Origin of the sequence: Halobaculum sp. MBLA0143, assembly GCF_041361465.1 — an archaeon.
GTDB lineage: Archaea > Halobacteriota > Halobacteria > Halobacteriales > Haloferacaceae > JAHENP01.
Genome location: NZ_JBGKAC010000001.1, coordinates 665,407 through 679,824 on the forward strand (window position 1 = coordinate 665,407; position 14,418 = coordinate 679,824).

10 protein-coding genes are annotated in these 14,418 nt (G+C 69.8%); 7 read left to right on the forward strand and 3 right to left on the reverse strand.

The window, feature by feature from the left end; all coding sequences use genetic code 11:
* Positions 1-56: 56 nt before the first annotated feature.
* From RYH79_RS03495 to RYH79_RS03525, 7 genes are all read left to right on the forward strand, one after another.
* Entirely contained in the window at positions 57-1,268 is a 1,212-nt protein-coding gene (locus RYH79_RS03495) for an MFS transporter (RefSeq protein ID WP_370896277.1), read from the forward strand.
* A gap of 220 nt (positions 1,269-1,488) precedes the next feature.
* Positions 1,489-3,714, forward strand: a complete 2,226-nt coding sequence (locus tag RYH79_RS03500; protein WP_370896279.1) for a CDC48 family AAA ATPase — start codon at positions 1,489-1,491, stop codon at positions 3,712-3,714.
* A gap of 939 nt (positions 3,715-4,653) precedes the next feature.
* On the forward strand, positions 4,654-5,619 hold the full coding sequence (locus RYH79_RS03505; RefSeq protein WP_370896281.1) for an AAA family ATPase: 966 nt from the start codon (positions 4,654-4,656) through the stop codon (positions 5,617-5,619).
* A 4-nt stretch (positions 5,620-5,623) separates the two neighbouring features.
* Positions 5,624-6,697 carry a DUF58 domain-containing protein gene (locus RYH79_RS03510; RefSeq protein ID WP_370896283.1) on the forward strand — a complete coding sequence of 358 codons (1,074 nt, stop codon included), beginning with the start codon at positions 5,624-5,626 and terminating at the stop codon, positions 6,695-6,697.
* Positions 6,694-9,012 (forward strand): transglutaminase TgpA family protein, encoded by a 2,319-nt coding sequence (locus tag RYH79_RS03515; RefSeq protein ID WP_370896285.1) that lies wholly within the window; start codon positions 6,694-6,696, stop codon positions 9,010-9,012. Before RYH79_RS03510 ends, RYH79_RS03515 begins: the two co-directional genes overlap by 4 nt.
* Before the next feature lie 239 nt (positions 9,013-9,251).
* Positions 9,252-9,545, forward strand: a complete 294-nt coding sequence (gene yciH / locus RYH79_RS03520; protein ID WP_370896287.1) for a stress response translation initiation inhibitor YciH — start codon at positions 9,252-9,254, stop codon at positions 9,543-9,545.
* Between the two features lie 125 nt (positions 9,546-9,670).
* Complete coding sequence (locus RYH79_RS03525) at positions 9,671-11,923, forward strand: CARDB domain-containing protein (RefSeq protein ID WP_370896289.1); 2,253 nt, start codon at positions 9,671-9,673, stop codon at positions 11,921-11,923.
* An 11-nt stretch (positions 11,924-11,934) separates the two neighbouring features.
* Here the strand turns inward: RYH79_RS03525 and RYH79_RS03530 are convergent, their stop codons facing one another.
* From RYH79_RS03530 to RYH79_RS03540, 3 genes are all read right to left on the reverse strand, one after another.
* A complete protein-coding gene (locus RYH79_RS03530) occupies positions 11,935-12,300 on the reverse strand; it encodes a rhodanese-like domain-containing protein (protein WP_370896291.1) in 366 nt (121 codons plus the stop codon).
* A gap of 77 nt (positions 12,301-12,377) precedes the next feature.
* Positions 12,378-12,983 (reverse strand): NUDIX hydrolase, encoded by a 606-nt coding sequence (locus RYH79_RS03535; RefSeq protein WP_370896293.1) that lies wholly within the window; start codon positions 12,981-12,983, stop codon positions 12,378-12,380.
* 40 nt (positions 12,984-13,023) lie between these two features.
* Positions 13,024-14,304: an MFS transporter gene (locus RYH79_RS03540; RefSeq protein ID WP_370896295.1), complete on the reverse strand. Its 1,281-nt coding sequence runs from the start codon at positions 14,302-14,304 to the stop codon at positions 13,024-13,026.
* Between the last annotated feature and the right edge of the window lie 114 nt (positions 14,305-14,418).

Consider the following 14,418-nt stretch of genomic DNA (forward strand, 5'->3'; position numbering starts at 1 on the left):
CCTAGGAGTGCCGACTTCCGTCTCCTCTTGTTCGTCGCCGTCGAACCCCCAGACGGATGTCGTCCGGACTGATTGCGAGGACACGCACACGGCTCCGACGACTCGCCGGCTTCGACGCCCTCCTGTTGTCGGCGGCGATCTGGTTCCTGGCGAAGTTCCTGCGGTACGCCTTCCCGCCGTTGTTCCCGACGTTCGGGGAGACGTTCGCGGCCTCGAACGCAGAGTTGGGCGCCGCCTTCACCGCGATGATGACGGTGTACGCCGCGATGCAGTTCCCGAGTGGTGCGCTCGCGGATCGAGTCGGTGCCGTCCGCGTCGTCGTCGCGGGCGCGGTCGTCGCCGCGGTCGGCGCGCTCGTGCTCGTCGTCCCGTCTCCGTTCGCGGCGCTCGTGGGTGCGATGCTGCTCGTCGGGTTCGGGACGGGCGCGCACAAGACCGTCGCCGTCCGACTCCTGTCGCGCACCTACCCCACACACACCGGGCGAGCGCTGGGAGTGTTGGACACGTTCGGCGCGCTCGGCGGCGTCGCGGCGCCCGCGGCGGTCGTCGTCGCGCTCGCCCGGGCCGACTGGCACACCCTGTTCGCGGTCGCCGGCGCCGTCGGGCTGGCGCTGGCGGTCGCCTTCGCCGTCCGGGCCCCTCGACGCGTGCCGCCGCCGGCCGAGGACGCCGGCGACGACGCCGGACTCCGGACGTACCTCGGGCTGTTGACCGACCCGTTGTTCGCGGCGTTCGTCGGCGTTACGCTCGCCTTCTCGTTCGCGTACAACGGTGTCGTCGCCTTCCTCCCGTTGTACCTCGCGGAGCGAGGCGGGCTGTCGTCGGCGACGGCGTCGCTCGTCTACAGCGGCCTGTTCGCCGTCAGTCTGGTCCAGCTCGTCACCGGTGACCTCTCGGACCGGGTCGGTCGACTGCCGGTGATCGGCGTCACGCTCGGGCTGGCGGCCGTCGGGCTGACGGCGTTGGTCGCGGTCGGGACCGCGCCGCTCGCGGTCCTGGGGGCGGCGGTCGTGGCCGTCGGGCTCGGCAGCCACGGCTTCCGACCGGTCCGGGGAGCGTACCTCGCGGCAGTGATCCCCGAGACGGCCGCCGGCGGCGGACTGGGTGTCGTCCGGACGTTGTTGATGGGGGCGGGCGCGGTCGCGCCGGCGGTCGTGGGCGTCGTCTCCGAGCGGGCCGGCTTCGGGGTCGCGTTCGGGCTGTTGGCGGCGTCGATGTGCCTCGCGGTCGTCGGGGTCGGGGTGGTCGCGGTGTTGGACCGGCGGTGACCTGCGCCGCGCCGGCGAGGGTCTGCGCCGTGCCGCGCGCCGGCGAGGGTCTGCGCCGTGCCAAAATCTCTCCCGCGTGCGGACACGGAAACGAACCGACCACGACCCGTGGTGTTTTCACCCTGGCTCCCTCAATCCAACGTAGAGGCACGGGCGTGTCGTGGGCCGCGGTCGGCCGTGGTGCCACGGACGCCCGAACCACGACGCACCCGCCACAACGATGAACGAAGTTCAACTCGAAGTTGCGAAGGCGTACCCGAACGACTCGGGGCGCGGTATCGCTCGGCTCGACCCCGACACCTTGCTGCACCTGAAGCTGTCGCCCGGCGACATCATCGAGATCGAGGGCGCAGAGACGACGGCCGCCAAGGTGTGGCGGGCCGACCGGCAGGACTGGAACACGGACACCGTCCGCATCGACGGGTTCACCCGCCAGAACGCGGACGTCGGGATCGGCGAACGAGTCACGATCCGGAAGGCCGAAGCGGAGAAAGCAGAGAGCCTGACGCTGGCACCCCCGGAGGAGGCGTCCGTCCAGTTCGGCTCCGACGCCGCGGGGATGGTGAAACGCCAGATCCTCAAGCGGCCGGTCGTCGAACGCGACATCGTCCCGGTGATGTCCTCCACGAACCACCCGTTCATGCGCTCGCCGGGGCAGGCCATCCCGTTGATCGCCGTCGAGACGGAGCCGGAGGGGGTCGTCCTCGTCACGGAGGACACGGACGTGGAGCTCCGCGAGGAACCCATCTCCGGGTTCGAGAAGACCGGCGGTGGGATCACTTACGAGGACATCGGTGGGCTCCAGGGGGAGATCCAACGGGTCCGCGAGATGGTCGAGCTGCCGATGAAGCACCCCCAGATCTTCAAGAAGCTGGGGATCGAGCCGCCCAGCGGCGTGCTCTTACACGGCCCGCCGGGTACTGGAAAGACGCTGTTGGCGAAGGCCGTCGCCAACGAGACCTCGGCGTCGTTCTTCTCCATCGCCGGGCCGGAGATCATCTCGAAGTACTACGGGGAGTCGGAACAACAGCTCCGGGAGGTGTTCGAGGACGCCAAAGACGAGTCGCCGTCGATCATCTTCATCGACGAACTGGACTCCATCGCGCCGAAACGCGAGGACGTGACCGGCGAGGTGGAGCGTCGGGTCGTCGCCCAGCTCCTGACGATGATGGACGGGCTGGAGTCGCGCGGCCAGGTCGTCGTGATCGCGGCGACGAACCGCGTGGACTCCGTCGACCCGGCGCTGCGCCGGCCCGGTCGCTTCGACCGCGAGATCGAGATCGGCGTCCCGGACGAGGCGGGCCGCAAGGAGATCCTCCAGATCCACACCCGCGGGATGCCCCTGTCGGACGACGTGGACCTGGGACGGCTCGCAGACGAGACCCACGGGTTCGTCGGCGCAGACATCGAGAGTCTGACGAAGGAGTCTGCGATGAAGGCACTGCGGCGTTACCTCCCGGAGATCGACTTAGACGAGGAGGACATCCCGCCGAGCCTGATCGACCGGATGATCATCAAGCGCCAGGACTTCTCCGGCGCGCTCGCGGAGGTGGAGCCGTCGGCGATGCGGGAGGTGCTCGTCGAGCTCCCGAAGATCACCTGGGACGACGTGGGCGGGCTGTCCGACGCCCAACAACAGGTCAAAGAGGCCGTCGAGTGGCCTCTCACGTCACCCGAGAAGTTCGAACGGATGGGCGTGGAGGCGCCGAAGGGGGTGCTCCTGTACGGTCCGCCCGGCACCGGCAAGACCCTGATGGCGAAGGCGGTCGCCAACGAGACGAACGCCAACTTCATCTCCGTGCGCGGCCCGCAGCTGCTGTCGAAGTGGGTCGGCGAGTCGGAGAAGGCGATCCGCCAGACGTTCCGGAAGGCGCGGCAGGTGTCGCCGACCGTCATCTTCTTCGACGAACTGGACTCGCTGGCGCCCAGCCGCGGCCAGGAGATGGGCAACAACGTCTCCGAGCGGGTCGTCAACCAGCTCCTGACGGAGTTAGACGGCCTCGAAGAGATGGGTGACGTGATGGTGATCGGTGCCACCAACCGCCCGGACATGATCGACCCGGCGCTGATCCGGTCGGGCCGCTTCGACCGGCTCGTGATGATCGGCGAGCCGGACGCCGAGGGGCGCGAGCAGATCCTGAAGATCCACACCCGGGACACGCCGTTGGCACCGGACGTGAGCCTCCGCGAACTGGCGGAGCTGACGGACGGCTACGTCGGCTCCGACCTGGAGTCGATCGCCCGGGAAGCCGCCATCGAGGCGCTCCGGGAGACGGACGACGCCGAACACGTCGGGATGACTCACTTCGACCGGGCGATGGAGAGCGTCCGGCCGACCGTCACCGAGGAGATCCAGGAGTACTACGAGAACGTGGAAGACCAGTTCCAGTCCGGCTCTCGCGAGCAGCTCCGGCGCGACGCCGGCGGGCCGGTCGGGTTCCAGTAATACGACCTTTTTGCTCCTCGGGTGAGCGCGCTACGCGCGCTCACCGCTCGGAGCAAAAATGTCGATCAAAAAGGCGCTCGCTCGGTCGCTCCGCTCCCTCGCTCGCGTCCGAATCCTAGTGCCGCACCGCCCCGCACCGCAGGGTTTGGCCCTCGGCCGTCGCTCGTGCACTGGATCGCAGTGCCGAACCGCAACCGCTCTGCAGGACTTGCTCTTTGGCTCTCGCCTGCGTCCGAACTCTGGTGCCCTACCGCTCCGCTTTGCAGTGTCTGGCCTACCCCTCTCGCTCGTCCTTCGAGCGGACGACCCGCGCCCACCGGTGGGTGGTTGGCGCACGACGCCGCTGAAGCAGTCCGCGCGTACGCGAAACTGCGCCCGCGCGACTCACAGTGACTACTCTACTCTGCTCGCGCCCGTCGACGGCGTGTTGGACGACTGACAAGCTACCGGTGGCGGTGGCACGTCGTCGCCGACGAGTGACCGACCTCGAACGGATCGAACCCAACAGACTCGGCGCCGTCGTGGTGCGGAACGGCAGCGGAGGAGAACGGCTCGACACGGGCGGCAGGTGGACTGGCGACAGGAACCAGACAGCAGCAGAGGGCAGTGTGGACGATCTAACGTCCAATTCGAGCGTGAGCGGCCCTCTTCCTCGCAAAATCTCCCAATTGTGGTCGCGGTGCGGGGGCGGTGCGGTCGCGGTACGGCACTACGATTCGGAACGCGAGCGAGGGAGCGGAGCGACCGAGCGAGCGCCTTTTTCATCGACGTTTTTTCCTCGGGTGGCCCGCCGAGGCGGGGCCGAAGGCCCCGCCGCAGGGAGGCCACCCGAGGAGTGAAAAAGGTCGTGCGGCAGCGTTAGGTTCCTCCAGAACGAGTGTCGGAGTGTGACTCACTGCCACCACGGTCGCGTGCCGTTCGGTGGGGTGGGCTGTTACCATGAGTGAGAGCGACGTCGACGTAGACGGAGCCGAGCGCACCGCCCTCCCCGTGGACGAGGCCGCGGCCCTCGTCGAGCGGGTGAGCGACAACGTCGCAGACGTGATCGTCGGGCACGACGACGCAATCGAACACGTCCTGGTGACCGTGTTGGCGCGCGGCCACCTCCTGCTGGAGGACGTGCCCGGCGTCGGGAAGACGATGCTGGCACGCTCTATCGCGCGGTCAGTGGAGTGTGAGTTCAAGCGCGTCCAGTTCACCCCGGACCTACTGCCGGCGGACGTGACCGGGTCGAACGTGTTCAACCAGAAGACCCAGGAGTTCGAGTTCCGGCCGGGGCCGGTGTTCGCGAACGTCGTCTTGGGCGACGAGATCAACCGTGCGCCGCCGAAGACACAGTCGGCGCTGCTGGAGGCGATGGAGGAGACACAGGTGACGGTCGACGGCGACACGCGGTCACTCCAGGAGCCGTTCACCGTCATCGCCACACAGAACGACGTAGAGCCGGGCCGGACGTACGAACTGCCGATGGCGGAGATCGACCGGTTCATGAAGAAGCTCCGGCTGGGCTACCCGGACTCCGCAGAGGAGACGGAGATGCTGGACCGGACGGCCGGCGACCACCCCATCGAGGCGTTGGAGTCGGTCGCCACCACGTCGGACCTCCGGCGGGCGCGTCGGACGGTCGGCGACACCGAAGTGTCGGAGCCGGTGCGGTCGTACGTGACCGAGCTGGCGAACTACACCCGCGAGGAGGCGCAGTTGGGGGTCAGCCCGCGCGGGAGTATCGCGTTGATTCGGGCGTCACAGGCGCGGGCCGTCGTCGACGGCCGCGGGTACGTCACTCCGGACGACGTCCAGACGGAGGTTCGGACGGTGTTCCCCCACCGGATCAGGCCGCGCACCGGCAGCGAGACCGGACTGGACGTGACCGAGGACGCGCTGGAGGCCGTCCCGGTCGAGTGACGGAATGCGACTCACACGACGCGGCAAGACGGTGGTCGCCGTCTGTCTGGTCGCGGTCGCCTCCGGCGTGACCTTCGGCCCGCGGTCGTTGGACGCGGTCGTCGTGCCGGGTGTGCTGGCGCTCGCGGCCGCCTACGTCCAGGTGTCGCGGACGGAGACGCCGACGGCCGTGCGGGAGACGCCCGCGGACGGCCACGTCGGCCGGGGCGGGACGGCCTCGCTGTCGTTCGTGGAGCGGGACGGCGCCGGCGCGGGGTCGGATCCGTTGTCCCGGCCGTTCCTCGGGCGCGTCGAGGAGACGGTGTCGGACGGGGTCGCGGTGGAGACGACGACCTACGAAGTGGTCGTCGGCGCGGAGCCGGCCGACTACGAGGTGACCTACGAGGCGCGCGGCCAGCACACGCTCGGGCCGGCGACCGTCTGGATCCGAGACGTGCTCGGGCTGTTGGAGGAGCGACGCTCCTGTCCGGGGACGGACACGGTGTTGGCGTACCCGGAGCCGAGAGCCATCGCGGCGTGGGCCAGACGCGACCTGCGGGCGCTGCACGAGACCGGCGTCCACGAGGAACGGTCGCAGTTCGACCGGCTCCGGGAGTACACGGACGGCGACTCGCTGCGTGACGTTCACTGGAAGACGACGGCCAAGCGCGACGAGCTGATCGTCAAGGAGTTCGCGGCCGAGGCGGAGACGGAGGCGGTGTCGCTGTCGGCGGGCGCGACCTCCGGCGGCGCAGACGGGATGGCTGTCGCGGCCGCGAGTCTGGCGCTGGCACTGATCGAGGACGGCGTCCCGGTGAGCGTGACGCTCCCCGACGGGACGGTGGAGGCCGGCCCGGACCGCGGGAGTCGAGTGCGGCTGTTGGAACGGCTCGCGCTCGTCGGCCCGGGGCGGACCGGCACGGACGACGCGGACATCGTCGTGTTCGGCGAGCCCGGGGAGACGACCGTCACGGTCGGAGAGACGGAGACGACGTTCGACTCGCTGACGGCAGACAGACTCCCGGCGTACCGCACGGTCGGGGACCACACGGCGCCGGAGCCGGACAACGACCGCCGAGAACGCGAGGTGGCCGCGTGAGCGGCACGACCCGCGGCGGCGGCGCGGGCGCCAGCGTCGGCGGTCGGATCGGGAAGCCACCGGGCGCGGACGACGGGGCGTCCGTCGGCTCGCTGCGTGAGCGACTGTCGACCCCGGCGACCGCCGGCGTCGTGGCGGCGACACTGGCGTACCTCTCCGTGTTCTACCACGTCACCGACGTGGTCGGCGGGGTCGTCCCGCTGGGCTTCGAGATCGCCGTCGCGGTCGGACTGGGACTGGCCGGCGCGGTCACCCTCCGCGAACGGACGGCGCTGGCGGTCGCACTCGTCGGCTTCGCGGCCGCGCTGGGTGCGTACGTCCTCTCCGTGCCGGAGAGTCAACGGGCGTTGTTCACGGTCGGCCGACTCGCCCGGGACCTGCTCGCGTTGGCCTCCGGACTGTCGGTGCTCAGACTCGTCAACGCGGGAGCGTGGGCGCTGTCTCTGGCGCCGGTGCCGACGTTCGTCGTCGCGTACCTGACCGGGCGTGGGCGACACGTCTGGGCGGCGACGCTCGCGGCGGCAGCGACCGGCTTCTTCGTCCTGACGGGCGACGCCGGCCTGGGAGCGACGCTCGCGGGCGCGGTCGGGCTGACGGCCGCAGTCGGGCTGGCCGGGCTCGCCGCCGGCGGGCGGCGCGGGCTGGCGGGACAGTGGGACACGGTCGTCGTGATCGTGACGGCGATGGTGGTCGTCACCTCGCTCGTGACGGTCGTCCCCGGGAGCGCACAGAGTCCGATCGTCCCCGGCGGCGGTGCGCCGTCGGTGGAGTCGAGTCTGGTGTCGAACGACCAACGAGTGGCGGTGTTGGGGAGTATCTCGCTGTCGCCGTCCGTGCGGTTCACCGTCGAGTCCAACCGTCCGGCCTACTGGCGTGTCGGCGCGTACGACCGCTACACTGGTGGTGGCTGGGTCAGGACCGGAGAGTCGTCGCCGTACCGCGGGGCCGTCGAGGGCCCACCCGGCGAGAGCGTCCGCGTCGAGCAGACGTACACCGTCCGGACGAAGTTCGACGCCGTCCCGGCGGCGTACAAGCCGGTCCGGATCCGTGGGGAGACACGCCAGATCGCCCAGGTGACGAGCAACGGCGGGTTCGCCCCGGCGACGACGCTCGCGGAGAACGAGTCGTACACGGTGATCTCGCGGCAGCCGTCGGCGACGACTGCCGAACTCCGGCGCACGGGCGTCGACTACCCGGCGGGGATCCAGAGCCGGTACACGCAGCTGCCCGGCTCCACCCCGGATCGGGTGCGCGACCGCACCCAACAGGTGTTGCAACAAGCGGACGCGAGCACGCCGTACGACGCCGCGGTCGCCGTCGAGCGGTACCTGGAGTCGACGAAGGAGTACTCGCTGAACGTCCCCAACCCGGACGGGAGCATCGCCGACAGCTTCCTGTTCGAGATGGAGTCGGGCTACTGCACCTACTACGCGACGACGATGGTGACGATGCTCCGGTCACAGGGGATTCCCGCACGGTTCGTCACCGGCTACACGACCGGCCAACGGGTCGGTCCCGACGAGTACGTCGTCCGCGGGCTCGACTCACACGCCTGGGTCGAGGTGTACTTCCCGGACGTCGGCTGGGTGCGGTTCGACCCGACGCCGGCGGCCGAGCGGACGGACGCCGAGCGGTCGACCGTCGCCGAGGCCCGGGAGGCGGGTGCGTCGAACGTCGACACGGCCGGCTCCGCCGACGGGGTGTACACCACGCCGGCACCGACGTTCGAGGAGACGGCAGACATCGGGGGCGCGAACGGGACGGACCCGAACCAGGTCGGGGCGATCGCCTCCCCCGGGCGTGCAGTCGACAACGGCACGCTGGCCGACAACCCGTTCGGCACCGCGCCGGGCGGTGGCGGCGGCAACGCGACGACCGGCGGCAGCGGTGACGGTGCCGGCGACGGCGGCGGCGGCCTCCCGTCCAGACGCGAGACAGTGCTCGGCGTGACGGCACTCGCCGGTGTCGTCGCCGGCGCCCGTCGTCTGGGGTTGACCGCCAGAGGGTACCGACTCCTGTGGACGGCGTACCAGCCGTCGGGCGACGACCCGACTGCGGCGGCGGAACGTGCCTACCGTCGCCTGGAGGCGACTGCCACGCGGCGCTACCGCGAACGGCGTCCGGGCGAGACACCGCGCCAGTACGTCGACAACGTCGTCCGGCGCGGGCTGGACGAGGACGCCCAGGCGGTCGCCCGGGCGTACGAACTGGCCCACTACGGTCCGGGAGTCGACGAGACGACGGCCGCGGAGACCGTAGCGACGGTCGACCGCATCGTCCGTGACGGGCTGCCGGTGATCCGTCGGCTGCGGTGACCGCTCGCCCGATCGAAGACCGCGCGCGAGTCTCGTCGGGGGTCGACGCCGTCGTCACGCCGGCCACACTCCCCACAACCGGTCGTGCGAGCGCCGGTTCGTTTAACACACGACGGTGACCGTCGCCCGCCACTCGGTCGAGTGCCGACGACTTGCGCCGTCTCCTGTCGGTTCTCCGACAGCCGTTCGCGGGGGCTCCCGACACTATTTAATAGGACGCCGCAGTACCTACGATCCGAATGTCCGAGGTATGCTCGACGTGCGGACTGCCTGACGAACTCTGCGTCTGCGAGGACGTGGCAAAGGAGTCTCAGGAGATCGAAGTCCGCATCGACGAGCGCAGGTACGGCAAGGAGGTAACGATCATCGAGGGATTCGACCCGGGCGACGTGGACATGGACTCGCTGTCGTCGGACCTGAAGTCGAAGTTCGCCTGTGGCGGCACCGTCGAGGACGGCTCGATCGAACTCCAGGGCAACCACACCGGCCGCGTGGAGGACTTCCTCCGCGACAAGGGGTACAACGTCGCGTGACCGTCCGTACCTGACTCCCGCACGTCGAGCCTCGCTCGCTCGGCGACTCCACACACCGCTCACAGTTCCCCAGTGGCGTCGCCGTGACCGCCGGACGTATCACCCGGTCGTGTGAAGCTGTCACTGTGTTGCGTGGACTGACAGCGCTGCTCGTCGCGCTCCTCGCAGTCGGTGCCGTCGCCGGCGTGGCGTCACCCGCCCCGGCCCCGACGGCTGGCGAGACGAACGCGACAGAGACGACCGACGGTAAGGCCCCGACGGCTGGCGAGACGAACGCGACAGAGACGACCGACGAGGAGACACTGACGGCCGGCGGGACGAACGCGACGACCGTGGTCGCCGACGAGACACCGACGACCGGAGCGGCGAGTGGACCCACCGAGGCGACGGTCGTGACAGCCGCGACTGCGACCGCGACGAGAACGGCCGACGCCGTGATCGAGCAACGGGTGACGCTCTCGCTGACGCCGGCGACGCCCGGCCGGATCAGGGTGCAGTACGGCTACGAGTTTCCGTCGTACCTGGGGGAGTTCCGGGTTCGACTGTCGAACCGGACGACCCTCCAGTCGGCGACCGGGTTCGACCGGTCGAACGGGCAGTACGTCTGGGACGGGACGAGCGACCCCACGATCACGGTGACGTACGCGGCCAACCGGACGGCCCGCGAGACGGGCTCCGAGGCGTCGGCCGCAGACGGCGACCACGGGTTCCTGTTCACCGACCGTGGGCCGTGGGCGCTCGTCCAGGTGCCCGGCTACGAGGCGGCCTGGCGCTACGAGCGGGGCCGCGAGCCGCCGGAACTCGTCCAGCGTGTCCGGACGGACGGCCCCGGCGTCGCCGGCACGAAGGTGGCGTTCCTCGGCGCGCACACGGTCCACGAACGAGTGGCACACGGGCAACGACTGCGGCTGGTCGTCCCGGGGGCGGCGACGCTCCGCCCGTCGCCGACGGCGGTGTTGAACGCCACGGCGACCGCGAGCGACGCGCTCCGGGTCGGCGACCGCGACGAGTCCGTCTGGCTGTTCGCGGCGCCGACGAGCGTCGACTGGGCCGTCCGCGGGCTCCAGACCGGGCCGACGGACGCCTGGGTCCAGGCCGACACGCCGGTGACGACGCCCGACAACGTCTGGATCCACGAGTACGTCCACACCCGGCAGTCGTTCACCCCCGCGAGCGAGACGGCGTGGCTGACGGAGGGGTCGGCGGACTACTACGCGGCGGCGCTGTCGCTGCGGGCCGGTACCGTCGAGTTCGACGCCGTCGCCGACACGCTCCGGCGTGGTCGGGCGCCACGAGTCGGCGACACGGTGCTCACCCGACCGGAGACGTGGGGCCAGTACGGCGCCTACCACGTCGGCGCACTCGTCGCCGGCGAGCTCGACCGTCGGCTACGGGCCGACGGTGACTCTCTCGACACGGTCCTGGCGGCCGCCAACGCCGCCGACGACACGTTCACGCCAGCCGACTTGGAGGCGACGCTGTCGGCCGCCGGCGACGACGACCTCGTCGCGGCCGCGACCCGCTACACCACCACGACGGAGCGACCGACGGTGTGGAACCGGTCCGTCCACGCGGCGACGTTCGGCGGCGTCGCCGCCTTCGAGACGGCGACGACCACACGTGTCGCCGGTCCGTACCGCGAGGGCCCGCTGTCGTCACCCGTGGTCACGGGCGAGACGGTCGTCGTCGACACCCGGGTGCAGAACACCGGCGACACGGCCGGCGACTACCGGCTCGTCGTGAGTGTGGACGGCGTCCGGACGGGAACTCGGACGGGCCGACTCCGCCCCGGGGAGTCGACGACCGTCACCGTGAACCGGACGTTCGAGACCGCCGGTGACCACACCGTCGTCGTCGGCGACGAACGCGTGACAGTCTCGGTCCGGACGCCGGCGAGCCCCCGCGTCGACGAGCTCACTGTCCCGTCGCAGGTCGCCGTGGGCGACGAGATTCCGGTCCGTGTCGGCGTGTCGAACCCGATGTCGTACCCTGCCGTCGGCAACGTCACCGTCGCCGTCGACGGCCGGGCGACGGCGACCCGCCGGGTGACGCTCCCGCCGAACGGGACGGCGACGCTCTCGGTAGCCGTCGCGGCGCCGGACGGCGGCGACCCGACGATCACCGCCGGCAACCGGACGGCGACCGTGACGGTGACGACACCGACACCGACGAGCTCTCCGACGGCGACGAGGGGAACGCCACGGGCGACCAGAACGCCACAGAGGACACCGACGGCGGAGACGACCGTGCCGGCCGGGACGGCGACCTCGTCGCCGTCGGCCGGCACGACACGCTCTGCGGCGCCCGTGCTCGGTGTGGCCGGGACACTCCTCGCTGTGGCACTGGCGGTCGTGGCGGTGTGGCGCCGCCGAGCGTGAGGTAGCGTCGGCTAGAACGGAGCGTCCTCGGTGCCGTCGGGCGAGGCGGCCGTGTCGGCCTCGGCCAGCGGGCCGTCCCAGGCCTCCAGCCCGCCCGCGAGGCTCTCGACGGTCGCGTCGGCCGACCCCTCGAACGAGCCGATCAGTCGTGCGGCCCGGACGCTCGCCTTCCCGTGTGGACACACCGTGACGACGTGGTCGGCGCCCGCGAGGTCGGCGACGCGATCCGGCAGCGCCTCCAACGGGACGTTCTCTGCGCCGGGGATGTGTCCACGCCGGAACGACCGCGGGTTCCTGATGTCGACGATCCGGCGATCGGTGTCGTCGCCGTCGTCGAGACACTCGGCCAGCTCGCTCGGCTCGATTTCGCCGTCCATACCGGTTGCTGGGACGCCCCCGACAAGAGCCCGTCGTCACGAGGAGGCGGTGCCGTCACCGTCCTCCACTCTCGGAGTCACAACAGTCCCTCGTCGGCCGCGAGCAACACCCCTTCGACGGTGGCGTCGTTCGCCGGCTGCTCGCGGGCCACCGCGACCGCCTCCGACACGGGGACGCTCCGCGGCGTCAGGAACTCGTTGTCGTCGAGTTCCTGGCCGACCGGCTCCAGCCCCTCCGCGAACACGAACCCCCGCTTGTGTCGGAGCAGTCCGGTCGTGCAGTCGACCGCCTGGAGCAGCGAGAGGCCGTCGGCGGCGAAGCCGGTCTCCTCGCGCAGTTCTCGTTCGGCCGCGGCGGTGAACGACTCGCCGGCTTCGACGATTCCCGCCGGCAGTTCCGTCTGTGTCGACCGGATCGTCGGACGGTACTGCTCCACGAACAACAGTTGGTCGTCCGTCCGCGCCAGGACGACGACCGCCGTCGCCAGCTCCGCCCAGTAGTAGCGCTTGCGCGTCCCGTCCGGCTGCTCGACGAGGTCGTAGCCCGCCTGGACCCAGCCCGTCTCGTACTCCGTCTCACTCTCGATCACGGGCCAGTCCGGGTGCGGCTCCCCTCGGGGGTCGTGTCGCCGGCCGTCGTCGAACGCGGGTGTCGTCGCCGGGTCGTCGGTGTCGTCTGTCACGCTCCGTCGGTAGGTCGGGACGGGGCGTCGGGCTTTCGGTTCAGTCGGCCGACTCTGTCGCGGTCCCGAGGCCGATGTTGTCGTGGTCGAGATCCGCGACGCGGGGAAGTGTTCTGATTCGGCCGTTGGCCGCGAAGTACACCGCGAGCACCATGGTGGTGGCCGCTAACAGGTACAGTCCCGCGCCGGGACTGAACACGTCGCCGACGATCCCTCCAATCAGACTCCCGACTGGCAGCGTGACCATCGTGAGACTGGAGAACGCCGAACTGACACGGCCGAGGTACTCCTGTTCGACCGCCGACTGGAGGAGCGACCCGAGGAGTACGTTGAACGCGCCGATGGGGAGGAACGCGACGGCGAGCGCGAGAGGGGTGACGATTGGCCCCTTGAACACGACTGCCACAAGTACTCCGACGGCGGCCAGCCCGTACCCGAAGACGGCGAACAGCCCGTACGGCACGTCTTCGACGAGCCACGAGCCGGCGGAGCCGCCTAGGTTTCCGGCGACGAGCGACGCCATGAGGATCCCGTACATCCCTGCCCCACCGATTGTGTCTGCGAACGCTGGGAAGATCGCAGTGACGACACCCGCCCCGAAGTTGGCGACCATCCCACCGATGCCGATTGGGACGAACAGAGAGCCACGGAGGTAGCTCACGCCACCCTTCAGGTCCGACAGGTACTCGTCGGTGATGTCGCCCGGCTCCGGATCACTGTCCTCGCCGTCGTCCGTCTCTCCATCCGCGTGCGGGAGTTTCAGGCCGAGGAACATCAGGGTCGCAAAGGCGAACGTGATGGCGTCGAACACGAACAGTGCAGTCGTTCCGATTGCGACGATGAGGAACCCCGACGCGGCGTTGAACGCGATGTCGGCGGACCGCCCCGCGAGTTTGAACAGTGAGTTTGCTCGGACGAGCTGCTCGTCCGAGACGATCTGTGGGAGCAGAGCGCTCTGTGCGGGGTACTGGAACCGCGAGACGGTCGCCAGTGTCGGGATCACGGCCAGGAGAACCCAGACACTGAGCCTGTCGAGGAAGCTAGCGACCGGGATCGTCAGGACGAACACGCCCTGTATCACCTGTGTGAGGACCAGCGTCCGCCGTCGGTTCCACCGGTCGACGAGCGGGCCGACGAGAAATTCGATCATCTGTGGGCCGCGCATCAGGAACCCGGCGACACCGGTGAACAACGTCGAACCGGTGAGATCGTGGACCAACCACAGTGCTCCGATGAGATAGAGACTGTCTCCGAGGTTCGTTGCGACTCTCCCGAGGAAGAACCTCACGAAGGGGATGTTTTTGTACAGTTTCTCAGTCACTATTGGCCCGATAGAGAGAACACAGATATGTCTTTTGAACAAGAACAGCATTTAAAAATGAGATGTAGTCGAACACCAACGAGCGTCTACATACCCTCCCCGTCGCCGGCGTCG